This window comes from Aeoliella straminimaris (assembly GCF_024054565.1).
Taxonomy (GTDB): domain Bacteria; phylum Planctomycetota; class Planctomycetia; order Pirellulales; family Lacipirellulaceae; genus Aeoliella; species Aeoliella straminimaris.
The window spans coordinates 15,101-40,757 of the sequence record NZ_JAMXLR010000073.1; the positions used below are offsets into that span (position 1 = coordinate 15,101).

At 59.1% G+C, this 25,657-nt stretch carries 20 protein-coding genes; 13 read left to right on the forward strand and 7 right to left on the reverse strand.

Features of this window, described 5'->3' with window-relative positions; all coding sequences use genetic code 11:
* Positions 1 to 476 precede the first annotated feature (476 nt).
* The 10 genes from NG895_RS21110 (at position 477) to NG895_RS21155 (ending at position 10,922) form a co-directional block, all read left to right on the forward strand.
* A complete protein-coding gene (locus tag NG895_RS21110) occupies positions 477 to 896 on the forward strand; it encodes a hypothetical protein (RefSeq protein ID WP_252854520.1) in 420 nt (139 codons plus the stop codon).
* Between the two features lie 456 nt (positions 897 to 1,352).
* Positions 1,353 to 2,195, forward strand: a complete 843-nt coding sequence (locus NG895_RS21115) for a hypothetical protein (RefSeq protein WP_252854521.1) — start codon at positions 1,353 to 1,355, stop codon at positions 2,193 to 2,195.
* A gap of 597 nt (positions 2,196 to 2,792) precedes the next feature.
* Positions 2,793 to 3,404: a leucine-rich repeat domain-containing protein gene (locus NG895_RS21120; RefSeq protein ID WP_252854522.1), complete on the forward strand. Its 612-nt coding sequence runs from the start codon at positions 2,793 to 2,795 to the stop codon at positions 3,402 to 3,404.
* Positions 3,349 to 4,020, forward strand: coding sequence for an SMI1/KNR4 family protein (locus tag NG895_RS21125; RefSeq protein WP_252854523.1), 672 nt, complete (start codon positions 3,349 to 3,351; stop codon positions 4,018 to 4,020). The genes NG895_RS21120 and NG895_RS21125 overlap by 56 nt, the downstream gene beginning before the upstream one ends.
* A 126-nt stretch (positions 4,021 to 4,146) precedes the next feature.
* Entirely contained in the window at positions 4,147 to 4,350 is a 204-nt protein-coding gene (locus NG895_RS21130; protein ID WP_252854524.1) for a hypothetical protein, read from the forward strand.
* Between the two features lie 362 nt (positions 4,351 to 4,712).
* The gene (locus NG895_RS21135) at positions 4,713 to 6,314 is read left to right on the forward strand and encodes a glycosyl hydrolase family 28-related protein (RefSeq protein ID WP_252854628.1); all 1,602 of its coding nucleotides are present in this window, start codon (positions 4,713 to 4,715) and stop codon (positions 6,312 to 6,314) included.
* Positions 6,315 to 6,436: 122 nt separating this feature from the next.
* Complete coding sequence (locus NG895_RS21140; RefSeq protein WP_252854525.1) at positions 6,437 to 7,132, forward strand: polysaccharide biosynthesis protein; 696 nt, start codon at positions 6,437 to 6,439, stop codon at positions 7,130 to 7,132.
* A gap of 104 nt (positions 7,133 to 7,236) precedes the next feature.
* Positions 7,237 to 8,031 (forward strand): hypothetical protein, encoded by a 795-nt coding sequence (locus tag NG895_RS21145; protein ID WP_252854526.1) that lies wholly within the window; start codon positions 7,237 to 7,239, stop codon positions 8,029 to 8,031.
* A complete protein-coding gene (locus NG895_RS21150; RefSeq protein ID WP_252854527.1) occupies positions 8,028 to 8,705 on the forward strand; it encodes a TIGR03067 domain-containing protein in 678 nt (225 codons plus the stop codon). The genes NG895_RS21145 and NG895_RS21150 overlap by 4 nt, the downstream gene beginning before the upstream one ends.
* 864 nt (positions 8,706 to 9,569) lie before the next feature.
* On the forward strand, positions 9,570 to 10,922 hold the full coding sequence (locus NG895_RS21155) for an NAD(P)/FAD-dependent oxidoreductase (protein WP_252854528.1): 1,353 nt from the start codon (positions 9,570 to 9,572) through the stop codon (positions 10,920 to 10,922).
* Here NG895_RS21155 and NG895_RS21160 read toward each other — a convergent pair.
* The 3 genes from NG895_RS21160 to NG895_RS21170 are packed head-to-tail and all read right to left on the reverse strand — an operon-like array spanning position 10,899 to position 16,543.
* Positions 10,899 to 11,789 (reverse strand): ROK family protein, encoded by an 891-nt coding sequence (locus NG895_RS21160; protein WP_252854529.1) that lies wholly within the window; start codon positions 11,787 to 11,789, stop codon positions 10,899 to 10,901. The genes NG895_RS21155 and NG895_RS21160 overlap by 24 nt on opposite strands.
* Complete coding sequence (locus NG895_RS21165) at positions 11,786 to 14,008, reverse strand: HAD-IIB family hydrolase (protein ID WP_252854530.1); 2,223 nt, start codon at positions 14,006 to 14,008, stop codon at positions 11,786 to 11,788. Before NG895_RS21165 ends, NG895_RS21160 begins: the two co-directional genes overlap by 4 nt.
* A gap of 51 nt (positions 14,009 to 14,059) precedes the next feature.
* Positions 14,060 to 16,543, reverse strand: a complete 2,484-nt coding sequence (locus tag NG895_RS21170; RefSeq protein WP_252854531.1) for a sucrose synthase — start codon at positions 16,541 to 16,543, stop codon at positions 14,060 to 14,062.
* A gap of 420 nt (positions 16,544 to 16,963) precedes the next feature.
* Between NG895_RS21170 and NG895_RS21175 the strand changes: the two genes are divergently transcribed.
* Positions 16,964 to 18,334, forward strand: coding sequence for a C1 family peptidase (locus tag NG895_RS21175; protein WP_252854532.1), 1,371 nt, complete (start codon positions 16,964 to 16,966; stop codon positions 18,332 to 18,334).
* 44 nt (positions 18,335 to 18,378) lie between these two features.
* Here the strand turns inward: NG895_RS21175 and NG895_RS21180 are convergent, their stop codons facing one another.
* Both NG895_RS21180 and NG895_RS21185 read right to left on the reverse strand, forming a co-directional pair.
* Positions 18,379 to 18,606 carry a hypothetical protein gene (locus tag NG895_RS21180; protein WP_252854533.1) on the reverse strand — a complete coding sequence of 76 codons (228 nt, stop codon included), beginning with the start codon at positions 18,604 to 18,606 and terminating at the stop codon, positions 18,379 to 18,381.
* 98 nt (positions 18,607 to 18,704) lie between these two features.
* A complete protein-coding gene (locus NG895_RS21185; RefSeq protein ID WP_252854534.1) occupies positions 18,705 to 19,637 on the reverse strand; it encodes a UbiA family prenyltransferase in 933 nt (310 codons plus the stop codon).
* Between the two features lie 51 nt (positions 19,638 to 19,688).
* Between NG895_RS21185 and NG895_RS21190 the strand changes: the two genes are divergently transcribed.
* A complete protein-coding gene (locus tag NG895_RS21190; RefSeq protein ID WP_252854535.1) occupies positions 19,689 to 21,653 on the forward strand; it encodes a RecQ family ATP-dependent DNA helicase in 1,965 nt (654 codons plus the stop codon).
* On the opposite strand, the gene NG895_RS21195 is transcribed toward NG895_RS21190, so the two are convergent.
* Together NG895_RS21195 and NG895_RS21200 are read right to left on the reverse strand one after the other, a co-directional pair.
* On the reverse strand, positions 21,596 to 22,636 hold the full coding sequence (locus NG895_RS21195) for a DUF6807 domain-containing protein (protein ID WP_252854536.1): 1,041 nt from the start codon (positions 22,634 to 22,636) through the stop codon (positions 21,596 to 21,598). The two genes, NG895_RS21190 and NG895_RS21195, sit on opposite strands and share 58 nt — an antisense overlap.
* A 35-nt stretch (positions 22,637 to 22,671) precedes the next feature.
* Positions 22,672 to 24,009, reverse strand: coding sequence for a hypothetical protein (locus tag NG895_RS21200; RefSeq protein ID WP_252854537.1), 1,338 nt, complete (start codon positions 24,007 to 24,009; stop codon positions 22,672 to 22,674).
* 236 nt (positions 24,010 to 24,245) lie between these two features.
* On the opposite strand from NG895_RS21200, the gene NG895_RS21205 reads away from it, so the two are divergent.
* A complete protein-coding gene (locus tag NG895_RS21205; RefSeq protein WP_252854538.1) occupies positions 24,246 to 25,640 on the forward strand; it encodes a glycoside hydrolase family 88 protein in 1,395 nt (464 codons plus the stop codon).
* Positions 25,641 to 25,657 lie beyond the last annotated feature (17 nt).

Consider the following 25,657-nt stretch of genomic DNA (forward strand, 5'->3'; position numbering starts at 1 on the left):
GCACACCACCCTGCAGCACCATTGGAGCACACCCCCATTCGATTTCTACGGTAACTTTTTTACACGCGGCAGATTCACGTGCTTTGGGGGGCATCGAGAGCGTTTGAGAACCAAGCCGGAAACGGCGCTGGGCGAGGTAGTCGGGGCGGGTTCTGAGCTTCTCGAATCTATTAAGGAGAGCGGCGCCGACGCGGTTTCGGAAGTTTTGTAGCTGAAAGCGGTTGTGACAACCTCAGCGAGTTCAAGGACAACCATATTGCGGTAGGGATGTACACCGAGGAGGATTGTACAGGTATACTGAGAGCCGCCCAGAACGATGGCGCCCGGGTCTGTGCTGATTGTAGTACGACGTCCTCGCTGACAGCCCTGTTTCGTCACTCCTGACATTGATAGAGTTCAAGCTCGTGGAGAAAAAGAATCCTCTTCGACTTAGTGACTCCCTGGTTTTTCTGTTGTTCGGGTCATTCTTGGCGTGTGTGTCCATCGTAATGGTGGATTTCTGTGGCCAATGGTGCTACTCAGAATATCAGTTTTCTCTGGATAGCATTGAAGGCAAAGGAACGGTCATTGACGTTGAGGAGGAAAGCGTAAGGGCAAGTCTGCGTCGGCGAACAAGAGTCACCTTTTATAATTTGGTAGTTGAGAGCGAACATGGAGAGTTGAGAATCGGGGCAACGGAATCGGTACCGATAGGTTCAACAGTACACTACGAATTCTCGCCAACGCAACAGACAGCTAGGTTTCATGGCGAATCGATGTTCTGGGAGACCATGCTGGGTACAATGCTGTTCGTAGCTATTGGAATCTTCTCGCTATTTCTATTGGTTTTGGCTTACCTCTGCTCTGGCGGGAAGCGTGCCGTCGACGAAGAGAATACCCAGCAGCCCATTCCATAGTTTTCGGTGTCTGCATTGCAGTGAACAACTACGGTTAAGGCTGAGCTCAAACTCGGAGAGCAGTTTCACCCTATCTAAGAACGCGGGCCGGTGCAGCTCACTTCGGTCAATATGCTGGTCGCCAATTTGCCCGAGGTGTGCCCAACCTCAGCGGTTTCGCAAGCTCCGGATCTGACAGCGGTTGTGACAACCGACCGCAGATAGGTCACCCCGCTAGCCGCTGCGGTGATGTACACCGCGGGGAGTTGCGGGTTGGCCCGCAGGACTTGCACCGCGGCTTGAGCCGATGTCGCTTCAGAGGAGAGACCCCTGCAAGCCCGCGCCGAGCGCAACCTTCTGGTTTTCCAGCCGAAGTAGGTGCGAACTACGCGTAGGGAATGCCGGTGTTCCCATTGCCGATAGTCAGTGGCCCGCTAGATGATTGGATCGCATGGCCAGCGTGGTGGTGTTACACTCATGGAAATCACGCTGCGACAGCTCTTGGGATTTCTATCTGTCCCCATTCGTTTGTACGGGCGAGGAGAAAATATGGGTTCAAGCACACGCCGCGGGCTTCGTCTGTCGCTTCGCAAAGTACTTCTTTTGGTTACCATCGTCGGCTTGGTCTGCGGATTATGGGCGCAAAGTCAGCAGCATCAAACGGTGTTGGCCGAGCTGGAAGAGCGGCATCAAAGAGATTTGGCCGAGCTACGAGCCGAGTTGTTTAGGAACGAAGCACATGCGTACATGGAGCGCTCCTCCCTTTTTTACAAATGGGCTAATCAGATCGCCATCAACCGCGCGCAGTTCGACGCGACCGAAGTGGCCGGAAAGACCATTGGCGAATGGGGAGTTGGCTTCTCATTCCCCAATAGTTCTGATCCAAGTAGTGGTATCGGTATACTATCGTATGAAGAGTCACCGATATTAGATCCCGAATGCGTCGTTTTGATTAATGAGCCCGATACACCGCCCGCTGTCGTACGGGCGGCTGTGGTCTTCGCCGTGTCCCAGGTGTTTCCGTGGGCGAGCAACCTCGAGAATGATGCCGATCTGGTCGTGGAACACTACGAGGATCCTCAAGGGCAGAGCACGCGAAAGCTGCTGTGCGGTGACGGCAGTTTTTTAGTTGACATGCAGCCCAGAGACAGTAAGCAGATGCTTATTCAAGTGCGGACAGTAAATCGTAAATCGCTGGACAAACTATTGGAAGGGAAGGGATTCGGCATTCCGGATGTGAACGGTAAAAACCTCTTGCAGTGGTGGACGGTCGAAGAGATCGATCAACTGCACGGACCCATTACTCGACCATCGGAATGATGAACCTGGCCGAAGTCACTTCGCCATCACTTCAACCTTCGGCGATTGCCTTGGTCACGCACCGTACCGGCAACCTTTGGCACGTCGGTCTTGGCAACCTCTGTGGCTAGCTGATCGCCGTTCATGGGCACGATGAGCCGTTTCCAAGGCTTCCCCGCGCGTCGGTGCAGCTCCCCTCTTATAGCTCGCTGGTCGCCGAATTGCATGAGGAGTGCCCAACCTCAGCAGATTTCAACGGTCTCGAATCCGCAGCGGTTGTGACATCCGACGCGGGTTGGATGAGTGTGCAATTGCGTCAGGAGAGCCGTGTCGGCGGTAGCTGGAGGAAGTTTCGCAACGTACGTCGAGGGCCCCTTTCGCTGGCAACGCGTTCAATTCTGTATATCTCGCCGATTCTCTCCCCGTCGAGTTCGCAAACCTTGCAGTCGGGTGGAGTTGCGCCGACAATGGAGCCGACTGCTTAATGGGTTAGGCAGACTTGTTTCTGTCCATTTATTGTTCGCATGCTGAAGGCGACTCGTGACATTCCAGCGTCCAACCTGTACATGCAATGACGCTTGGCATCAACGCGGACGCGAAGTCAAGCTTCATCACGAAATGCAAGATGAGAACTCTGACGGCTGGAAACGCCTGCTTGATCTGATAAGCGACGCTGCAGCGCGTAACATCGAAGAATGGACGCCGGGCTCGCTCATGCCACCGGAGGAATGGCACAGCATCGTCACGTTGCCGCCACAGATCGGAACCCTCAAATCGGTGCGCAAGCTGTGCCTGTACGGAAGCTCGCTCGTACGCATACCGCCCGAAATCGGCGAAATGTCCGCACTGCAAGAATTCGATCCGTACACGTCGTACCGCTTGCACTGGTTTCCCTATGAAATCACGCGATGTTCGCAACTAACCGACAGCCGTATCAGCACGCGGGCGCTCTACGGGAACTTCAAGAATCGGAATCCGTTTCCTGATTTGCGACGTGAAACCGATTTTCTTGACTCGATACGCCCAATGACGTGCAGCATTTGCAATACTCAGCTCGACGATACGTACACAACCCGATGGATTTCGCTGAACATCGCGACCGATGTCGTTCCGCTGCTCGTTTTTGCCTGCTCACACTCCTGTATTGATTCATTGCCGTCTCCACCTGACAATCATGTGTCGAAACCGCATCGCGGCGGACGTTCAGTCGAGCAACCACCTCGATGGTGACGCAACGCATGCGAACCATCGCATGCACGAGAGCGGCGGTGGCAAGCGGAAATTTGAAATCAACGTCGACTCCCGCCGCCCCGTGATGCGGGTCGTTATCCGACAAGAGAGCCAAATGGAAAACTCGATCCTCGAGAAGATTGAGACTTGGCTCGCAGCAAATAGGCCGGACTATCACTCGCTACTGAACCCTCCCGCTCAACACTACCTGTTCAGCGCCCTCCGCTCAGCGGTCGGCATCACTTTGCCCGTGGGCTTGCGATCGTTTTACCTTTGGCACGATGGCCAGAATTCGGATTCGTTTGAGCCACTGCTTGAGAATCTGACGTTCATGACCCTCACCGAGATTGCGGCGACACATCAAACACACTCAGACGTTGCTATCTTCGATCAATGGGATGATGATTTCTGGAGATCTTGCTGGATTCCTTTTTTATCCAATGGGGGAGGCGACTATTTGTGCGTCGCTTCCGAAACCACTGGAAAAGTACCGATTGGCTCTGTCTTGTGGTATGATCACGAGACTTCCGATAGGGTAATCGTGCATCGACATTTCGATGATTTCCTGAATGATCTCTACGATCGAATGGTCAATGATCGCCTCGACGTCGGATAACAAAAAATGCACCCGAGTCGCGAAGTTGGGCGTTTTGTCAATCGAGAATCTCTCGTCGCGACTGGGTGATCCTGACCGTGATGTTGCTGATCGTACACGCACGCAGCGCGTTGAAAGGGCCCTCCAATGACCAAGAATCCAATCGCGATAGGAGCCATGACGTTCGTCGTGGCATTTCTCGCAGGTGCCGTCTCCAGCCAACTATTACGCGGCGACCCCAACCTGATTCCGTCGCTCGTGACCGCCGCCGCAATGGGCATTACCTTCGGCGCGTTCACGCAATGGCAAAACAGCAAGAAATCCAAATCCGGATCCGATGATTCGCAATGACTACCACCAATTCGCTGCGCCGTTGATGCTTCGCCCACAGTTCTACGGAACCAAAAGTTGCGCGGATAAAGACTTGCGCAGAAGAAGACTTGCTCGGTCGCGTGGGGGGCAAAAAGAGGTGCGGTCGGCAACGCGTGATTCAACGTCAGCCGTAAAATGCAACATAACAAAGCCGTGCACGCGGAGCACGGCTTGCGAGGTTTTACAAGTGGAAGGTCGTCGGTCCGTGCCCGGTGACGGCTGCCGTTCGTCTCAAAGGTATTTGCTGCAGAGTAACCACGAGTCGCAAATTGAGATCTTCCATCCCAATGACCCACTTTCTATCTAATCGCGAATCTGCATTTCTGAAGCTAGCTGGCTTGGTGCGTCTGTCGCTCTTTCTGATGGTCTGCCCTCCGGCCCAGGCAGCCGTGACAGCCTACCCCTCACCGCCCAACGCGGTGAAGAGTTCCGTGTTTTCCGTGTTGATCGACGGCACGGCGGTGCCCGTCGTGAAGCATATGAACTACCACTATGCGCACTTCGCCTTTTCAGGCACCGTTGACGTGGCGGTTCGTTCACCGAAATCCGTGAGCTCGCACAGGATCAGCCCCGCGAGCCTGGGGATTCAGGGGAATGCATCGGGAAACGAGTTGAAGTTTTCCATGACGCAGGCTGGGGACGAGGATAGCACTCCCCGCTACCTCGTTGTGCAGATTGACGACCTCGAGAAATTGGTGCTTCTCGGAGACCCCCCGCAGTCCAATGTTCCGCCCCCGTCCGGAGAGGGCGTCTTCAATGTTGTGAGTGATTTTGGTGCCGACCCCACCGGCGCGACCTACACGCAACCAGCCATCCAAGCGGCGATCGATGCCGCCAGCGCTTTCGGTTCGCCATCCAAACCGGGGGTGGTTTATGTGCCGCCCGGTCATTTCCGCGTTCGCGCCGGCCTGAAGGTCAAAGACAACGTCGATCTGTACCTCGCACCCGGAGCCATCTTGAAGGCGGATGACGACATCAGCAACTACAGGACGCCCCGCAGCGGAACGATCGCCCCAGTGCTGATGATCGATCGCGCGGCGAATGTCACCATTCGGGGACGCGGGGAAGTTGATGCAAGTGGAGTTGCCCTGATGGGTTTGCTCAGTCAGAAGCCGCCCGTCTTTCTCACCCAGAGCAGGACCAACCCACGCAGGCGGGCGATTCAATCCAGCGAGCAGGGAGCCACGCGCAATCTAAGGATCTCGGGTATCATCGTAAAAGACGCCACCGGGTGGTCCTTGGAACTGGTCAAGGTCAAAGGTGTCGTCGTTCAGAACGTGAAAATTCTTAACCACACGGACATCCATTGGAAGATCCAAAACGATGGAATCAACGCGACCTCGTCATCGGATGTGCTGGTCAATCAGTGTTTCGTGATGACGATCGATGACGCCATGTGCTCCAAGGCCCGCTACAAGTCGGTGGGATCGATGGACAATGTGGTGTTCGCCAACAACGTCCTCTGGACATGGGCGGCGGGCGTCAAGGCCGGCATGCAGAATGACCATCCCATGAACGGGGTCGTTTTTCGAAACATCGACATCGTTCATTGCCGGCGTGCCATCGCCGTGGACACCAAAACGTCAAAGGACAGAGGTGAGGAGATTCCCATCGCGGGCGTCAAGTTTCAGGATATCAGGGTGGACGAGATTCAAGGACACTGGAAAATTTCGAAGCACGACGCGGTGGAGTTCCAGCTCGAAGACGCTCCCGCCCTCGATATCGAAATCAGGAACCTTACGCTCCCCATGAATCGACCCCTTCGCTGCCGAAACAACTATCCGGCCAAGGGTGTAAGGTTTTCCAATCTTGTCATGGCAGGGGAACTCATCACGGACGTGTCTCAGGTGACACTAGCGGGGAACCAGGCGATTGAAAACTTGACCTTCGCTACGGATGGTTCTGGCTCCGATTCCGCAGACCGGCGCGATCCAGCCGAATAGATATCGACTACCAAGGCGCTGCGAGTGGCGGGTACGTTGACCTGCACGCCGAGCGTTTCAAACCCGCAAATTGGCCGCCGAACCATGCGATGAACCGAGGTCGCGGAGCAGTCGTTTTGACAATGGAAAATCAATCGCCGCGACTCGGTTATCGCAGTCGTTCTGTCGCTCAATCTTTATTGGATCGTTCAATCGAAATAGCAGACGACACTTCGCGGCGAAAGCCTTCGACGGCGTATTTGATTGTATTGAACGCGCTGGTGTTTCTTGCACTACTTCTCCCCGGTCTGAATCCAATCGGCTGGATCCTCGCTATTCCGGCAACCATCATTTTTGTCGCATTGTCTGGCGTATGGCAGGGAATATGGTTGCATCTCGACCGTCGATTCCGATTCTATAACGTCGTTCGTTGTGTCGGGTTTGTGCTCCCTGCAACGGCGCTCGTTGCATTCCCGTATCTCGGTTTCGAACCAACTCGGCCAATCAACAAACAAAAGCCTGCGTCAAGCGAAACTGGGGAGTATCTGGCTTACGTACTTGCCAAACCCGGCGGATGGACCGTAAAAATCCGAGATCAAGCGGGCAAAACACTTCACGATGAAAAAACCGAATTCGTCCCGCACTTGACCGTCTACTGGATCTGGGGTCCGAATGACATCTTGTGGCTTTACAACAGTGATGACGGTCGCGTTCACTGTTGGTATGCTAAATTGGACGGTACGTGGCAACATGTTCCGTGGGGCTATGGCCATACTCAGGAAACAGACGTCGAGGTAGGTGGCCCGCCCGAAAATTTGTACCCGGACTACGCACGCTAACCCGCGACAGAACAAAGCCGTGAACCGGAGCGGCGAAGTCGGGCGTTTCGGAAACGGACAATCTCTCGTCGCGGCTGGGTGGTTTCAGACGTTAGTCAGCAACAATGAACGCACCTGAAAGTGCTGTCGAGCGTTCTCCACTGGTGCCAACATCGTACGTGGTCCGTACGACCTGCTGGATCGTCGCCCCAATCGCATTGGTAAGTCTGATGATCGGCGCATGCGCCGGATTCATCCCGCCGTGGCCAGTTGTGATGTCACTTTCAGTCGGCTTTACTGCGGCCATCGCATTTGTTGTCGCAAAGAAACCCGCGATTGGCGTTGCCGTTGCTCTTATCGCACTTTCTTTCTCCGGCTGGTTTCTTCGATCCGTCGTCGATGTTCGCGCCGCCACAGCAACCGACCGCATTTACGAACGATACTTCGGCATTGATTCATACGAAGAAGATGTCGCTGTCACATACAGAAACATTGCTGTCGCAACTGGGACATTTACACTTGGCACATGGATGTCGGCGTCGCTGTACCATGTTAACGGCGGCAACGTTCAGGAAATCAACGCATTCACGGTTGGCCGAAGTCCGAATCGAATCGGTGCCCCGCACTGGGTCGACATGAAACTTACACTGGCATTGGGTGATCGCGACACTCCCGCAGGACGCGTCACTCAACTTGGCGCCGCTGGCCACTCGCGGGGTGGCGGTCGCGGTGGCGAAATGACACATGACGTTGTCGCAAGTTCAACAGAATCATTGCCGGCAAGGTTTACGTCCGGTACAAAACGTATCGTCTACGTCGAAGGTGACAACGGATTCAACGTCGGCTCCACGATGACACTTGCCGAATTCGCACGTCGGAACAAGGGCAATTACTTGGTCGTCGAGCTGGAACTTCATTGAGCGCGTACTTCGCAAATGCTGACCAACAAACCGTTGCACACGGAGCCGTGGGCCGCGCGGTTTCTGAAATCAACGTCGTTCGCCGCGGCCCGGTGAACTTGGCCGTTCCCCGACTAATGCGCAATACAGGTGCCACCATGAAGAAATGTCTGCTCGCCCTCTTGTTGTTCGTTTTCGCGCCTTACAACTACGCAGATGATGCGACTACGCAAAATCCGTCAACTGTTGACAAGGACTTCAGTGAGACAGATTTTGAGTATGACGGGGTTTGGAAGCCGAAAGGAGCGATGCTGCGGGGTACGCTGTTACCTCCGTCGGCGCTTCAGGCGATTACACTCACAATTAAAAACGGAACCTACGAGGTCACCGTTACTGGCGAGGATCACTCCGACAAGGGGAGCTTCATGCTCGACGAAACTGTCACGCCCAAACGGATGGCAATTCAGAGCATGTCCGGCCCCAATCAGGGAAAGATAATCCTCGCGATTTATGAGATTAAAGGCGAAAACGCGATGCGGGTCTGTTACGACCTGTCGGGCGACGCATTCCCAACGGCGTTCAAAGCACCAAAGGGTTCTCATTTGTACCTTGCTGGTTACCGGCGACAGCAAACAGAGGATTCTGACGACAAGCAGATTCGTCCGAAACCGGATTGCACATCAGACGCAGAATGAACTCCGAGAAGTTGGCGAACCAGGCGTTGCATGCGAGCGGGGGGCAGCGTCGGTTTTGAGATCAACATCAAACGCTCCCGCCGCGTGATCGCGGTCGTTCGGAAACCGCAGGCGACGCCGCTGAGGTCGACACACCGCTGCAAGTTTCCTCGTTCGCCAACTCGCCGGAGCTGGACCATCCGACCGCTGGAGGGGCTCGGGGCTATCTGCGGAGGTGTCCTCGGATCAGCGACACCTCCCGCAGTTGCGCAAACCGCAGGTTCGGTCGAGTTGGCCTATCCGAAACGCCCCGCGGTGTGCATCCCCTCAGCAAGCGAGAGAAACGAAATCGTCTCTCCGCTTCCTCGTCCCGCAGGCCTGCTATGCGCTGTCCACGCCACGCGACTGGGGCGATTTTCCTCGCTGTGGATAAGCTCAAAGTTGCTGCAGTTTGTTGCACGCATTGCTGCTTGCGTGAGCAATGTTTCGCGGTGACTGCCGGACGCGCTGCCGCAAATGCCGCAAATCGGCGGAGGCCGAACAACCGCCGTTGAAAACGAGCGCAGGTTTGATCTAATGGGCGGCTGGAACTGAGTGTCTAAGGTGAGCAAGTACGCAGCGGGCGGTCGGCCGTGTTGCTCACCAGGCGTCGTCGGGTGCATGCCCGAACCCTGAAAACCGACCGGTCTCAACGTTTTGGTCCTGCAAGTGCTGTCTACGCTTGCGGTGACAAAACCAGCCACCGCTCTCGGCGACTTGCGCGATGCGGTCGTCAGACGGCCAGCGGCTTTCAGAATTCGGCAAATGATCCGTGACGAATCGCAGTTCCGCGCCATAATACAGATAGACCCTCCCGCCTCTACCTCCCTCCCCCCATTCCCTCCCATGAAAGTTGTAATTGTCGGCGGTGGCTTTGGTGGCCTGAATGCGGCCATCGGGTTGCGGTCGGCCGACTGCGAAGTCACGCTGATCGACCGCGAAAACTACCATCTGTTTCAGCCGCTGTTGTACCAGGTGGCGACGGGCAGCCTGTCGCCGGCCAACATTTGTGCACCGCTGCGCAACGTGCTGAGGCGACAGAAGAACGCTACGGTGCTGCAAGGCGACGTGGTCGACTTCGACTTCGAGCAGCGGGAAATCGTGCTGAAGGATCGGCGCGTGCCGTTCGACAAACTGATCGTCGCGGCCGGCATGACGCACAGCTACTTTGGCCGCAATGCCTGGCAGCAGCTGGCACCGGGGCTGAAGTCGATTTCCGAGGCCACCGAGATTCGCGCTCGGGTGCTCAGCGCGTTCGAGCAAGCCGAGTGGGAGCAGGACGAAGTCGAGCGGCGGCGGCTGATGACCTTTGTGGTGGTGGGCGGAGGTCCAACCGGGGTGGAACTGGCTGGCACGCTGGCCGACCTGGCCCATCATACGCTGGCCAAGGAGTTCCGCCATATCCATCCGCAGACCACTCGCGTGGTGCTGGTGGACGCTGAATCGCACGTGCTGACACAGTTTCCCGAGTCGCTGTCGGTCAAGGCTGGCGAAGCCCTGGAAAAGCTCGGCGTGGAGGTTCGCACGGGGCTGCGCGTTTCGGACATTGATGAGGCCGGCGTGACGCTGGGCGACGAGCGAATCGACGCCGGCACGGTGCTGTGGGCCGCTGGTGTGACCGCCTCGCCGCTGGGCGAAAAGCTGGCCACCGCGGCAGGTGTCGAAACCGACCGAGCGGGACGCACCCTGGTTCAGCCCGATTTGTCCTTGGCTGGCCATCCCGATGTGTTCGTGATCGGCGACCTGGCGCACCTGGAGGACGAAGAGGGGAAGCTGATTCCCGGCGTGGCGCCTGCGGCCATTCAGGAAGGCAAGTACGTGGCGAAGCTGATTCGCAAACGGCTGAAGGGACGGGAGGTTTCGCCGTTTCGCTATCGCGATCTCGGCTCGCTGGCCACCATTGGTCGAGCGGAAGCCGTGGCGCGACTCGGACGCCTGCAGTTCACCGGTCACCTGGCTTGGCTGTTGTGGTTGTTCATCCACCTGATGCAGCTCGTGGCGTTCGAGAACCGCCTGCTGGTGCTGTTGCAGTGGACGTGGAGCTACATCACACGAGGTCGCTCGGCGCGGCTGATTACCACGCATCCGCACCGGCCCAAGTCGGCAGCATCTTCGGAGCCACGGCCCACCCCGCGAGAGCATCGGCCAACTCGCCCGATTGCTTCGGAGCCGCAGTTAGTCCAAAGCCAGTGCGAGTGAGCCGAGGATGCCAGCTTTGTCGCCGAGTCCCGGGGTGACGATGAACGAGTCGATGTGATCCAGGATGGCGGGAGACTGCACGTAGTTGTTCAGCAGCTTGAGCGTCCGCTCGCGGATCATCGGCAGCAGGAACTGCTGATGCATGACGCCGCCGCCCAGGATGACGCGTTGCGGCGAAAGCGTGCAAACCAGGTTCACCACGGCTAGCGACAGGTAGTCGGCCTGCAGTTGCCATGCCTGGTGGTCCTCGCCAAGCTGCTTGGCCGAGGTGCCCCAGCGCTTCTCGATGGCGGGCCCGCTGGCCAACCCTTCGAGGCAGTCGCCATGGAACGGACATGCCCCCGCGAAGGGGTCGACTTCTGCATTGCGCGGCAGGCGCATGTGGCCCATCTCGGGATGGATGAGGCCGTGCATTAACCGTCCGCCGATCATGCCGCCACCACCGATGCCGGTGCCAATGGTCATGTAGATGAACGTGTCGAGTCCTTGCGCGGCGCCCCAGCGATGCTCGCCCACCGCGGCGGCGTTTACGTCGGTGTCGAACGCCACGGGGACGTCGAGCGCCTGGCGCAGGGGGCCTACCAGGTCGGTGTTCGACCACCCCGCCTTGGGGGTGGCGGTAATGTAGCCAAAGGTGGGCGACTGCGGATCGAGGTCCACCGGGCCAAAGGAACCCACGCCCACGCCCCGCAGCTTGCCGTGCTGGGCTTCGGCCTGGCGGAAGAAGTCGACCACCTGGGGGATCACCACCTCGGGGGTAGCTGTATCGAAGCGGGCTTGTTCGGCGATGTGATCGGGCCCGGAAGCCACCATGGTGATAAACTTGGTGCCTCCAGCTTCCACTGCTCCATAGAGCGAACCACTCATACGGCGTTCTCCAACTCCTCAGCTTTGGACTCGTCGACCAGATCGGCAGCGGGGCCGAGCAATCGGTAATGATGCAATCCCTCGATGATGCCTTCGGCGTAACAGCCTTCGGCGAAGTAAATTCGATCGTTCTTCGTCAATTTCAGGTTCGCCAGTTCGGCGTCGTGGTTGCCTACCACCACGCCGGCAGTACGTCCTTGCAGCATATCGCGGTCGTTCCCGGAGTCGCCCGCCGTGGCCACGCGTTCGATGGGGATGTCCCACTTGCGGGCGAGGAAGCGAACGGCCTTACCCTTCGAAGCGCGGTGGGGCAGCACGTCGACGAACGCCCCATGCGACAGGATCAGCGAGTAAGCCGACTCGGTGCTGTCGAGCGCCTCGTGCAGCAGGGGCTCGGCTTCTTCGGCGGTGATGTCGCCCACCAGGTCGTAGCTGACCTTGAACTCGCGCTGGGCATAGTCGCGATCTTGATAGTGCAGGAAGTCGAGTTCGTCGAGCACGGCGCGAATGCGTTCGGGTTTCCACTTCGATCGCAGCTGATTGGACCAGCCACGGTCCGGCGCCAACTCCGGCCCGTAGTAAATCTCCGAGCCGACCGACGAGATAATCACATCGATGTCCTTGATGCCGTGTTCGTCCAGGGCTTCCTGCACGAGTTCGAGCGATCGACCGGAGGCGATGCCGAATCCCATGTGCTCGCGATTTTCCTGCAGCAGCTTGATCAGCCGTTCGCACGCGGCGTCATCGCCGATCAAGGTGTTGTCGATGTCGGTGATCAAAATGCGGTCGAGAGCCGCCAGGCGTTGCCGGACCGGAGCATTGGTGCTGCTGGTATTGACGACCGTGGGTTGCGACTCCAGCTTGCTGATGGCGTCGACGTAGTGACGGACGTGCGTCTCCCAGGTGTAATGCTCGCGAACCCGGTTCACGCCATTGGACGAGCAGGTGTCCCACTTTTGGCGATCGGTCAGCAGCTCGATCATGGCGCTGGTCAGCTGCTCCTGGTCGTTTACGTTGACCAGCAGACCGCTTTCGCAGTTCTCGTAGATGTCTTGCGGACCGCCATTCTCGGTTACCACAAACGGCAACCCCGTAGCAGACGACTCGATGGCCGTCAGGCCGAACAACTCGACAAACGCCGTGTTGACGAACACCCCGCCGCTGGCGGCTGCCAGGCGGTAGAGCTCGGGCACTTCGTACTCCGAGTCGTGATTTTTGGGAATCGCCAGCTTGCCATACAGGTTGAACCGATCCATCGCCAGCAGCATGTCGGTTAGCACTCGCTGCTCGTTTTCAGGCATCGATTCGATGTCGTCGCGAATGCCGGCGAAGATCGCCAGATTGGCAATGGCCTGCAGTTCCTTACTTGCGCCAAAGGCTTGGACCAGGGCGCCAATGTTCTTGCGGCGATCGGGTCGACAGAGGGCCAGGATCAGCGGTTTCGCCGGATCCTTATAGAACCGACTCAGGTCGGCCTGCAGTCGGATGCGGGCCTGCTTGAACTGCTCGTCGATATCGACGGTTGGCATCTCGTAGTCGTAGTAAGGAAAGAAGCGATCGAGATCGGTTCCCGGGGGAATGATGTGGAACGGCAGTTCGTCGCTCTTGTGATACTTGCCGTACTGCTGATCGCGTTCGTGGCGGGTGCTGGTGATTACCGCATCGGCTGCCACCAGGCATTCCTGCTCCACGGCAATGCGATGCTCGATGGTCAGTTCCTTGTTGGCCTGCTCGATGCTCCAGCCTTCCTCTTCCAGATAGTCGAGCTTTGGCTTACCCAGCGAATGGCCGGTGAAAACGAAGGGCACGCCATAGGCGCAGGCCACTTCCTTGGCCACATAACCGGCATCGGCGTAGTGACCATGCACCACCGTAGGGGTACGGCCTTCGCGGGTGGTGAAGGCGATCATCGCGTCGATGTAGTCGTCCAGAAACGGCCAGAGCTTCTCCTTGCGAATGTACCGACCGCCGCCGCAGGGCAGTCGCACGATGCGGCAGTCGTCCGACAGTTCTTCGATGTCCTGACCGTAGTCGGACGACACCCGTTTGTCGCGGATGCGTCGGGTAAACAGGTCGACCGCATCGACGGCCGGGTGTTTGGCTAGGGTCTTGGCAAGTTCCAAGACATAACGTATTTGACCACCAGTGTCCGCATCGGCTCCCATCTCGACATTCCGGCCACGGACCAGACCATGAATGCTTACCAATTGGATGTACATAATTGTTCTTGTTGGCCTCCAACCTTTGAACGAACTACGCCTGTAGTTCTCCTATTGCGTCATCGACTGCGTACGAGGGCGATACACCGTGTGGTAGAGCGTATGGATGTAGCGATCCAAGGCAGGTCGATTCATGACGTCGGTGTGGTTCCAATAGCTATAAACATTGGCCAGGCTAAGCAGCCGCGAGGCATGACGCCGCCAGGTGTAGGCTTCGGCCACGCGCTGGATGCCCCCCTCATGATACCGTTGCCACAGTTCTTCGTTGCCAATTACTCTCAGCAGCAACTCGGCGAAGTGGTGTTGGTCGTTGGGGTCGGCAATGTCGCCGCACTCGCCCGGCAAAATGATCTCCGAAGGACCGCCAAAGCAGGTTGCCACGACGGGGCAACCGCAGGCCATGGCCTCGATGACTGTCAAACCGAAGGTTTCCATGAACGCCGGTTGGGCGAACACACCCCGGCGATCGGCGATCAGGCGATAAATCTCGCCGGTCTCGGTCTTGTCGAGTCGAGCGGCACACCAACGGATATGGCCGTCGAGTTCGTACTTGTGGATGAACTCGTAGGTGCGATTGACCTCTTCGATTTCCTCGGGGTCGCTCGACGCCTCGACGGTGTTCAGGCTGGTTACCAGCAGCAGGTTGGCCTGCTCGCGAAGGGTCTCGTGCTTGCCGAACATCTCGACCAGTCCCGATAGGTTCTTCACCTTGTCCATCCGCGCCATGGCGAATATGGGCGGCCGGTTGGGGTCGTCCAGGTGGCCGACGTTGCCTTCGCTGGGCTCGGCCGTCAGGAATCGCTCGGCCAGTGACTTGGCGATCTGCGGTACGCGCCGCGAGTGGTCCTCGTTCGGGTAGAAAAACTCCTCGCTGGCGCCAGGCGGAACAATGTTGTGGCGAGCTAGCCGTGGGTTGAATCCCGACTGCACGCGATACAGTCCCGGCATGCTGAACAGGTCGTACGATTCGATCATGCCCATCTCGTCGCGGGTGCCGGCAATCTCGCGAAAGCTGCTGGACACGATGAAGTCGGCCGAATTGTAGGCCAACAGGTCCGCTGTGAAGTGCATGCTGAAGCGGTACTGGTCTTCCAGGTCGGCCCAGTGAGCGGCGCTCAACAGGTACTTGGTTTTCTCCAGCGCGTGCACACATGCGCAATGCGTTGTGCCGAGACGATCGGCCAGCAGATGGGCAACCAGGTTGCCATCGGTGTAGTGCCCGATGATGAAATCGGGCTTGCCCATCAACTCGGTCACTACGACGCTTCGCGCCTCTTCGGCGAAGTTTTCGACGTAGGGCCATAGTTGGAATCGCGAGATCCAGTGCGGCAACACTTCGCCCGACTGGTCGCGGAAGGGCACGCGCACGATCCAGGCATTCTCGGAGCCATAGATCTTCTCGCGGGGAACATTGCAGGTGGTGCCATCGGCTTCAGGGATCAGTCGTGTGAGGACGATCACCTTAGCGCAGACATTCAAACCACTCAGCACGATGCGTTCGTTGATTTCGTGTTCGAGCGCCCGAGCCTGGTCGAGCACGTAAGTCACCTGACCACCGGTATCGGGTCGGCCAAGCACCCCTTCCTGAGCGAACCAACCGTGTGGCGATACCATCAGTACGCTGTGCACCAGTGGCAACCGTGCGAGCAGTTCCTCGAACCGCACTGCATCGGCGGAGTTGAGCACTTGCTCCAGCAGGTGCAGGGTGTTGGCGATTCGCTCCACGGTGGCGCCCCAGCCCGCTTCGAACCCGTGGGATCGCATCTCGTGCGCCACTTCGGGTTCGTATGGCGTCGTGCCGTCGTAGTCGTCAAGCAGCGAGCGAACGTTCGAAAGCTCCGCGGCGAACTCCTCGACGGTACGGATCTGCTCGTTGAGCAGAATGTTGTGGCTGTTAAGGTGGGTTTCTTTCAGGAAGTCGACCAGGGCTTTGCGGAACCGCTCGGGGTTCTGGTACATCTGCGCCGACAGGTGCCGGTTGAGGATGGAGATGCCGCTGCCCATCTCGCCGGGATCGGTCACCAGGGGCAAGTCGCGAAAATAAGGCCGGAAATCAATCACCAGGCCCTGCTTGTCGGCCTCTTCCACGCCCTGAATCTGGGCGTCCTTGAGCTGCAGGTAGTCGCCCCGCGAAACGCTCTCGAAGTCGTGGGCCGCGGGGTGCAGGCGGACCAATTGCTTGGTGCCCACCGAAGGACGAAGCACGATGTAAGTGAGATCGCCGTCGATCATCACTTCGGGGCATCCCCGCAACATCTTCTTCAGCTTTCGCGCCACGGGCTTAGAAGGGGCGTGGGGTTGGGCGAGGAACTCGTCGAGCCGCGCGGCCAGCGTATGTCCCAAGAACAGCTTGTCGCCTGAGGCTTTCAGGCCGGCAAAGAACCGCTTCGCGGCATCCACGACGGGGGGATCGGTGGGATCGGAAATGATGGCTTCTGCGCCATTTCCATTCTGCGCCGTGGTCGCAGCAGCGTTGTTCGAATCCATGGGCGCAAACGTCTTGTGTTGAGTCAGGGTCGAGCTATCGGTGGGCATAATCCTTTAGGGGGTTGAGGTTTGGACTCGGCGCAGCAAACGGCGTGAGCAACGATCGATCCGTTACCTCTGATAGTTTTGCATTGTACAACGCTGCGCGCGCCGTGGGCAGTCGCTCATTCGCTACTGAACTGCGTCAAACCAGAGTTTTTCCGTAAATATCCGCGCCAGCCTAACCTGGAGCAACTTGCGCGCCATAAATGTCAGCGCTGCATTGCGGCGGTTTTACCGCACCGCCTTCGTTACCACCTGGTACACATTTGGTGGGTCGGCTGCCACGTCGGCTGCCCGGCACTCAGGGGCATCCTACCGCAACGATCGAGTTTGCGGCCCGCATCGCTGCCACGGTATAATCCCGTCGCCTACCCCCTCAGGTTCATCGAACCTTCTCGTTGCGTGCCGACTATTGGTGGAGCTTCCATGAATCGAGTGTGTGCTGCCCTGGTGCTGTTGATGCTCGCTTCGACAGCAAGTCGCTCGACTGCGAACGATCTGCCAAGCCAAGTCGATTTGCGCCCGCGCTTCGAGTCGCTGGACCTCGCGCCGCGTCATCAGGGCACGCGCAACACTTGCTCGCTGTTCGCCGTTACGGCTTGTGCCAACTACGCCTGGAGTGCGGCAGGGCAACCGAAGTCGCCAGTGTTCTCCGAAGAGTTTCTGGTGTGGGCCGCCAACGAGGCGACCGGCCGGCGAGGAGATCAGGCCATGTTTTACGAGGCCGTGCAAGGGCTCAACCAACTCGGTATCCCCGGCGAAGCGAGCTGCCTGTACCACGCCACGGGCGAGACCGAGCGACCGGCCGACTCCACCATCTCCGCAGCCGGCGAGAACAGCGGCCGCTGGCGGGCTCATTGGATCAAGCTGTGGTCGACCAAGTCGGGTCTCACCAACGAGCAACTGATCGCAATCAAGCAGACGTTGGCCGCCGGCCGACCTGTGGCCTGTGGCTTGCGCTGGCCCCGCTCGAAAATGCCAGCAGAACTGTTGACGGTGCCCCCGACCACGGCCGTGCAAGATGGTCACAGCATTGTGTTCGTCGGCTACCAGGACGACGACGGCGTAGCGGGGGGCGGCTACTTCGTGCTCCGTAACAGCTACGGTCCCGGGTGGGAGGATTCAGGCTACGGCCGCATGGCCTACGCCTACGCTGGCACGTACGCCAACGATGCGCTGTGGATCGAGTTGGGGCCGCCGCGCTCTGAGGTTCCGACCCACCGCATCGAGGCCGAATCGCTCGCGCTGGTGGAACAGACCGGCTGCCGGACGCAGAACGCTTCGATGCGACGTTACGGTAGCGGGATGTGGAGCGGTGGGCATCAACTGCAGGTGGCTGCTGAACCCGAAGCCACAGGCGTGTGGCAGTTCACGGTTCCACAGTCGGGCCCGTATCGCGTGCGGCTGGTTACCACGGCCGCTCCAGGCTATGGCATAATCACCGCCCAGTTGGACGATCAGTTGCCCACCCAGCCCATGGATCTCTACGCCGGCAGGACGTGCCCTGGTGCGTCGTTGGAACTGGGAACCCACCGACTGGAGGCCGGCGAACATCGGTTGAGGGTAACCGTGGTGGGCAAGAATGAGTTGTCGGCCGACTTTAGCTTTGGGCTCGATGCCCTTGACTTGTTGCCCGCACCGCCAACGGCCTCGAAGCAGGAAGCGAGTACCACCGAGCAACCGGCAGCTCTCGTCACACCGAACACTTCGGGTGGCATTCGCAAAGCGTCGCCGCAGTTTGGACAACATGGTCCAGGATTGCCACCCGAAAAGATTCGTGTGCTGCGGTACCAGTGACTCAGCGCACCGCTGAGTCACTGGCACCACCGCCAGTCGAAGGACTACTCGGCCGGTTCGGCAGGAGTCTCATCGGTCGTTTCGCCTTCCACGGCATCTTTCATCTCGTCAACAGCCTTCTCGGCGTTCTCGACGGTGTCCTCGGCAGCGCTTTCCGCGGCGTCGCCAGTGGCTTCCACTGCATCGCCAGCCTTGTCCATGGTTTCCTGCGAACAACCGAGTCCGCAGCCCAAAGCCGCCATCACCGCCAGGCAAAAACCAAACTTACGCATCTCAATAGCTCCTGAAGAAAGGAAAACAAAGTCCACAGATTTCCATAATAGCCACAATTGCAGGCGAGTTCCTAGACACGGGGGCATTTTGGGTGCAGCTACCGCACAAAAAGCCCGTTCCGCCATACCAGGTACATACTTGCCACGGCCACTACATTCCATGCCACTAGCACGTAGGCCAGATGACGGGGGGCGATAGTGCGGCCGCCACGCAGCCAGCCATCGCCGGCAAATCCCACCCCGGCCAGCAGTAAGAAACCCGCCGCCAGTCGCCCCATGGCGGTTTGGCTAAAGTAGGCGAAAAGTAAGGTCGACTCAGCCAGTAAAATCAGGGCCACCACCAGCTTGGTCCGCCCGCCACCGATGGCGACGGCCGTCGTTCGCCGACCGGCCGCACGATCGGGCTCGATGTCGGTGATTTCTGCTAGTAGATGCGAGTGTATGGCGAACAGCAAACCAAACAGAAACACCGGCCACGGCAACTGGGGGACATTGTTCACCCAACTGGCCAGCACGAACACCAGCAGGTATCCACTTTGACTCAGCGCGTCCAGCAGCGGCCGGCCCTTGAAGTTGATCGCCGGCGAATTGTAGCAGGCATTCACCGCCACGGCCGCCGCGATCCAAAGCAGGAACTTGGCTCCGATGAGCAGCGTAAACGCCACAAAAAACGGAATCTGCACGACCGCAATCATCCACGGCAATCGCTTGAGTGCCTCGGCCGGCAGTCGGGCCCCAAACAGCAGATTGCCTTTGCGGGGATTAAGCCGATCGGTCTCGTAATCGGCCCAGTCGTTCCAGCCGTAGAGCAATAGCCCCAGTGGGAACATCACGTACACCGCGCCCAACCAGAACCCCACGGTGTCGAGCAACCGATGCCCACCCAGTGGAAGCAAATAGAACCACAGTTGCGTCGACCATAATCCCGGGCGAGCGACCTGAATAAGTTGGCGAGCGGTAATGGTCGGCTCCGGGTAAGAAAACGAAGGGTTCGAGAAATCGCTTGCAATCCGGCGGCGGCTCGGTAACATGGGGTAAATGAACTGGCGTACACTATCCGTCCCGAGCTCGAGCAGCCCACCATGACCGCCACGGTTACCGAGAACAGTGCGATGGCGATTCCCCGTGAAGCGACCAGAATACTCCAGGAGGTCTTCGGGTTCGAGGACCTGCGTGCCGGCCAGGGGGAGGTAATCTCGGGATTGCTCGCAGGGCGGTCGTCGCTCGCCATTTTTCCCACGGGCAGCGGCAAGAGCCTCTGCTACCAGTTGCCGGCTCTGGTGCTGGATGGCGTGACTTTGGTGGTTTCGCCGCTGATCGCGTTGATGAAGGACCAACTCGACTTTCTCATCGAGCGGGGCGTGGCGGCCGCGCGGCTCGATTCGAGCCTGTCGCGCGAAGAGAACTTCAAGGTGTTCGACGACCTGCATGCCGGGCGGACACGACTGCTGTACGTGTCGCCCGAGCGGTTCGGGAACGAACGTTTTCTGAAGACGCTCGAGCAGATTAACATCTCGATGCTGGCTATCGACGAAGCGCACTGCATCAGCCAGTGGGGGCACAACTTTCGGCCCGACTACCTGCGCATCGCCTCGCTGGCCGCGAAGTTGGAGATTCCCCGGGTGCTGGCGCTCACCGCCACGGCGACGCCCGAGGTCGCCACCGACATTGCCGAGGCGTTTTCCATCGAGCCGGCTGACGTGGTGCAGACGGGTTTCTATCGTCCCAACTTGCACTTGCACGCTTCGCCGTGTGGGAGCGATCAGCAGCGTATCGACTTGCTGATCCGCCGACTGAAGGAGCGTCCCGTCGGGCCAGCGATCGTGTATGTCACCCTGCAAAAGACGGCCGAGCAAGTGGCCTCGCTGCTGGAAGGGCAGGGCATTCGCGCACGGGCTTACCATGCCGGGTTGGGCTCGGAGAAACGGAGCGAGATTCAGGACGCCTTTATGGCAGCCGACGACATGGTGGTGGTAGCGACCATTGCCTTTGGCATGGGCATCGACAAGGCGAACATCCGCGCGGTGTACCACTTCAACCTGCCCAAGGGGCTCGAGAGCTACATGCAGGAAATCGGCCGTGCCGGCCGCGATGGTCAGCCCGCCCATTGCGAATTGCTGGGCTGCTCCGACGATGTGATCACGCTGGAGAACTTCAGTTACGGCGACACCCCCACCCGCAGCGCCATCGCCAGCATCGTCGAGGAAGTGCTCGGCACCGACAACGACGAAATCGAGTTGTCCCTCTACGAACTCGCCCACAAGCACGACGCCCGCGACCTGGTGGTGCGGACCTTGCTCACGTACCTGGAACTCGAAGGCGTGGTTAAGCCCACAGGGGCCATCTATACCCAGTATCGCTTCAAACCACAGCGCAGCTCGGCCGATATCCTCGCCCGATTCGATGCCGAGCGAGCCAAGTTCATCGCCAGTGTCTTCAAACACTCCAAGGCAGGCAGAACCTGGTTCACCATCGACGTCGCCAAGGCGTCGGACGAACTGCAGGAGCCTCGCCAGCGAATCATTGCGGCCCTCGACTATCTCGACCAACAGGGCGATCTGGTGCTCGAAGCCTCTGGCGTGCGGCACGGCTATCGGATTACCAAGCGCGTCGACGATCGGCAGGCGCTGGTCGATTTGCTGGTCGAGCAGTTCATGACCCGAGAACAGAACGACATCGCCCGCATCCACAACGTCATCGAGTTGGCCGAGTCGCCCGACTGTTTGACGCAGACGCTACTGTCGTACTTTGGCGAAGACCGTGGGACGTGCGGCCACTGCGACCGCTGCCAGGGGGCGAAGCCGAAGCCGTTGGCCGGGGTGCCTCCTGCGATTGCCGACGACGACCGCTCCGCCATCGGCCGCGTGATTGCCGAGCAGAAGCCGGCGCTCGCCTCGGCGCGTCAGCTAGCCCGCTTCCTGTGCGGCGTCACGTCTCCGGCGGCGTCCCGCGCTAAACTGCGCGGGCATCCCAGTTTTGGCCGGCTGGGTCATGTACCGTTTGCCGAGGTGTTGTCCGCTTGCGAAGAATTGGGGCTGTCCGACTGATCGGACTCGGTCTGGGCGTATTTGGCATATGCGCCGGCAATGTCGGCGTCCGTGTGGTCGCCCTTGTGAATCAGAATGCGGTGTCGCAGGACGATCGGCTCGCCCTCTTCACGTTCCAGGCCACCAGTAGCTTGCCCCTTGGTGTAGTCGGCTGCGCCAATCGGGTTGGCAGCGAACAACCCATACTCGCGGACGTGCCAGCGTGGTTCGGGCTGCAGGCTCGAGGGGTGCGCCATGATGGCGATGCCCACGGTCTCTCCCTCGACCGGGCCGTTGTAGTCGACCCAAGCGGCCGGCTTGCCCCAGGCGGCCCCGTTTTCGTCGCCATTGCTGGAGATGTACTTGCCACCCATCTTGGCGGTGTTTTTCATCGTCCCGGCCACGCGTACGGCGAAGGCACCTTCTTTCGTGTCGCCGATCTTCAAGGGGCCTGTGGGCGACCAAAGTTTAATCGTGACATCAATCCAACGCGTATCGCCATCGGTGCCGAATCGATAGATGCGTTCATCCTGCGCTACGACCTCGCCGTGGAAATCGACGTAATCGTCTTCCGTGACCAGCAGCACGGTGTCGCCGTCGAGTTCCATCTTCTTGAAGTTCTTATGAACCTGCCGGCCAAATCGGCCTTGGAGATTGTCCGGGTCTTTGGGCTCCGCCCAGAAGTCGGCGCCGTTGATTCCCTCGTAGCCAAACCAGATGGAACGGTGGTGCGGGTGGTCGTCCCTTTCGTGCGGGCCGGCGGGCTGCATGGGGTAGTCGCGGGTGACCGGTTTGCCTGTCGGGCCGATCACGGGGTACAGGATCGGCTTGGTGCCGGACGACTTCACGTAGCGGGTGAATATCTCGCCATCGATGGTGATGGTCACGCCATCGTCGTCCATCGACATTCCCATTTCGGCGTCCGTTGCGGCGCTCGAAAGGGAGGCCACAGCCAGGCAGGCGGCGCACAGCCAGCAGTATGGTCGGTAGGCGAATGCAAACATGGGGCTAACCTGGCGAGAAGGAAGGGGCTTACCGTTCAACGTCCGGCGATGAACTCTTGGAAGTTGTCGTGAAGCAGCAGTTTTGCGTCTCGGCGAATGACCTCGTCGCTGATGGGCCAGCCGGCACGGCTTACCTCAGCGTACTTGTCGGCGAGTACCTTGGCAATGATTTCACGGCTGTGTGCCCACTTGTAGACGATTTGTTCCAGAACTCTGGCGTCGGAGTGCTGGGGAGCAAATGACGTCCCCAGCAGTTCCATCCTCATGCGAGTCATCTCTTCGATGAGCGACGGATTATTGAGAAACCACCAGCAGCCAAACGGCATCAGGTTGTCGAACTTTCTGGCCGCCACGGTAAACTCGTGCTGATTCTCCCGCGAGAGCAGCGTGACCATAAAGCGGTTCTGCGGGAAATCGGTGCACAGGCGGCAAATGCTCGAAACGTCCGCCTTCTCCACGCCATCGCCGGCGATCGACAGTCGCGGATTCACCCCCCGCACGACACCAATCATCAGGGCCATAGCCAGGTTTCGTTCCGCCAGCGTTGGCAGCACCGCTTCGCGGAAAATCACGCTGCTCAGTTGGGTGTCTTCTGGTCCTTCGAAACGGAACGTGGGAGGCAGGCTGACCGCACAATAGATGGCGCCGGTGCGATCGATCCATTCTCGCAGGAATCGTTGCACTTCTGCAATGCAATCGGGCGATGGCGTTTCACTGGTACGGTACCCCCAGTCGGCCAGTTGCCGTGCGGCCGCGGGCCAGTCGCAAAGCAAGGCGTCGAACCGCAGGACGGGGGCGAATCGCGAATCGCCACCCACGGTTGGATCGGCCAACCAGCGTTGCCGCTCGTTGTCGTCGAACACGTCGTTGGTCATCGTGATCCGGCAGACGCCCGCCGCTTGCATCACGCGATCGATGTGATCGTCCGGTTCCTGTTGGGCGAACCACTTGCGATACCCATCCAGATCCTTATCTGCCGGGTCCAGGCCAAGGCGTTGGAGTGTGGTCAGCACTCCTCGGCACGCTTCGCTGATGGGCGATCGTTCCAGAAACAGGTGCTGCCAGATGTGGTCGGCCTGCTCTCGCTTGCTCATTTGCCAGAAGTCGGCGTAGGGCAACACCCGGGAGGGCACCACGCGAAACACCTCGGCCACCAGGTAATGGTAGGTCAGCAGTTCGTCGATACCCCACAGCATCAGACCGTTCGCATCGGCCGCGCTCTGGCCCGTGCCCGACAGGGGGGTGCCGAACGTGGGAGGATACAGGTGGGTGTGAAGGTCCCAGGCGGGCGTTTCGTCGAGAATTCCGCGGACCTGGTTGGTGAGTCCTGTTTGGTAGCTGTCGGTCGTCGCTGGAATGGTAGTGGTGGACATGTTGCTCTGGATGGCAGAAAGCAGCAGGATTGCGCCGGACCTTTTGTTGTCCAGCGAAAAGATTCGTTTCGCGCAATATCGTCGCGGCCCCTAGTCTAGACGATCATTGCATGGCAATCGACCCGTTCGCATTGGTGGCGGGCTCCCTCACTGCCAGCATCAGAGTTCGGTACAATCCATATTTGTCCCTTTTCAACTACCTGTTTGACCAGAATAAACGCTTGGAATCTCGTAGTATGATCGACGTTAGCTCCTCTCCCATTCGCCCTGCGGATTTGCTCCCCCAGATCGATCGCATGTGGTCTGCCTCGGCCGATCGCCTCGATCGCATTGAAACGCGTTGGAAAATTGGAACTCCCAGCCCGGTTTTTACGGTGGAAGGGAACTATCAAGCGCAAGGTTGGACCGAATGGACGCAAGGTTTTCAGTTCGGCAGCCTGATTTTGCAGTTCGACGCGACCGGCGAAGAGCGATTTCTCGAACTTGGACGCCAACGCACCGTCGACATGATGGCGCCGCACGTCACCCACATCGGGGTGCACGACCATGGGTTCAACAACGTCAGCACGTATGGAGCGCTGCTGCGGTTGATGAATGAGGGGCGGATCGCGGAGGATGCCTGGCAACGCCATTTCTATGAGATCGCCATGAAGGCCTCCGGCGCCGTGCAGGCCGCGCGGTGGTCGACCACGCGCGATCACGGCGGCTACATGTATTCGTTCAACGGGCCACAGTCGCTGTTCGTCGACACCATTCGATCGTGCCGTGCGCTGTCGCTCGCGCATCAATTGGGCCATGTGTTGATGGGCGAGCGGGACGAGCCGATCAGTCTGCTGGAGCGGGTCATCGACCACGCCACGGCCACCGCAACCTACAACATCTGGTACGGCGAGGATCGCGACACCTACGACATTCGCGGACGCACCGCACACGAGTCGCTGTTCAACGTCAACAACGGCGACTATCGCGCGCCCTCCACGCAGCAAGGCTACTCTCCGTTCACCACCTGGACGCGGGGATTGGCCTGGGCCATGGTTGGTTATCCCGAGCAACTCGAATGGCTCGCCACACTCGAGGACAACGAACTCGAGGCGATGGGGGGACGGGAAGCGATTGAGCAGATGTTCCTGAAGGCGGCCACCGCTACGTGCGACTTCTACATCGAGTACACCCCCACCTGTGGCGTTCCCTACTGGGATACCGGCGCGCCAGGCCTCGCGCAACTGGGCGACTATCTCGATAAGCCGGCCAATCCATTCAACGACATCGAGCCGGTGGATAGCTCGGCCGCCGCCATTGCCTGCCAGGGATTGTTGCGACTGGGCCACTACCTCGAATCGCGCGATTCGGACGCCGCGACGCGATATACGCAGGCCGGCTTGAAGGTACTGCAGACGCTGCTCGACGAACCCTACCTGTCGACCGACGGGAAACACGAAGGGCTGCTGCTGCACACGGTTTACCATCAGCCGAATGGTTGGGATCATGTGCCCACCGGCCGTAAGGTGCCCGTTGGCGAGGCCTGCATGTGGGGCGACTATCACCTCCGCGAAGCGGCCTTGTATGCCGCACGGCTGGCCAAAGACGAAACCTACTACACGTTCTTCGGCCCTGCCCAGCAGCAAGCCTGACAATCGCGGCCATCAGC

Excerpts from the sequence above, each read along its gene's own strand:
- NG895_RS21190 (WP_252854535.1), top strand. The coding sequence starts at position 19,689 with ATGACCGCCACGGTTACCGAGAACAGTGCGATGGCGATTCCCCGTGAA.
- NG895_RS21185 (WP_252854534.1), bottom strand. The coding sequence starts at position 19,637 with ATGTTACCGAGCCGCCGCCGGATTGCAAGCGATTTCTCGAACCCTTCG.
- NG895_RS21180 (WP_252854533.1), bottom strand. The coding sequence starts at position 18,606 with ATGCGTAAGTTTGGTTTTTGCCTGGCGGTGATGGCGGCTTTGGGCTGC.
- NG895_RS21170 (WP_252854531.1), bottom strand. The coding sequence starts at position 16,543 with ATGCCCACCGATAGCTCGACCCTGACTCAACACAAGACGTTTGCGCCC.
- NG895_RS21155 (WP_252854528.1), top strand. The coding sequence starts at position 9,570 with ATGAAAGTTGTAATTGTCGGCGGTGGCTTTGGTGGCCTGAATGCGGCC.
- NG895_RS21195 (WP_252854536.1), bottom strand. The coding sequence starts at position 22,636 with ATGTTTGCATTCGCCTACCGACCATACTGCTGGCTGTGCGCCGCCTGC.
- NG895_RS21125 (WP_252854523.1), top strand. The coding sequence starts at position 3,349 with ATGTGTCGAAACCGCATCGCGGCGGACGTTCAGTCGAGCAACCACCTC.
- NG895_RS21205 (WP_252854538.1), top strand. The coding sequence starts at position 24,246 with ATGATCGACGTTAGCTCCTCTCCCATTCGCCCTGCGGATTTGCTCCCC.
- NG895_RS21160 (WP_252854529.1), bottom strand. The coding sequence starts at position 11,789 with ATGAGTGGTTCGCTCTATGGAGCAGTGGAAGCTGGAGGCACCAAGTTT.
- NG895_RS21165 (WP_252854530.1), bottom strand. The coding sequence starts at position 14,008 with ATGTACATCCAATTGGTAAGCATTCATGGTCTGGTCCGTGGCCGGAAT.
- NG895_RS21145 (WP_252854526.1), top strand. The coding sequence starts at position 7,237 with ATGAACGCACCTGAAAGTGCTGTCGAGCGTTCTCCACTGGTGCCAACA.
- NG895_RS21140 (WP_252854525.1), top strand. The coding sequence starts at position 6,437 with ATGGAAAATCAATCGCCGCGACTCGGTTATCGCAGTCGTTCTGTCGCT.
- NG895_RS21130 (WP_252854524.1), top strand. The coding sequence starts at position 4,147 with ATGACCAAGAATCCAATCGCGATAGGAGCCATGACGTTCGTCGTGGCA.
- NG895_RS21175 (WP_252854532.1), top strand. The coding sequence starts at position 16,964 with ATGAATCGAGTGTGTGCTGCCCTGGTGCTGTTGATGCTCGCTTCGACA.
- NG895_RS21200 (WP_252854537.1), bottom strand. The coding sequence starts at position 24,009 with ATGTCCACCACTACCATTCCAGCGACGACCGACAGCTACCAAACAGGA.
- NG895_RS21115 (WP_252854521.1), top strand. The coding sequence starts at position 1,353 with ATGGAAATCACGCTGCGACAGCTCTTGGGATTTCTATCTGTCCCCATT.
- NG895_RS21120 (WP_252854522.1), top strand. The coding sequence starts at position 2,793 with ATGCAAGATGAGAACTCTGACGGCTGGAAACGCCTGCTTGATCTGATA.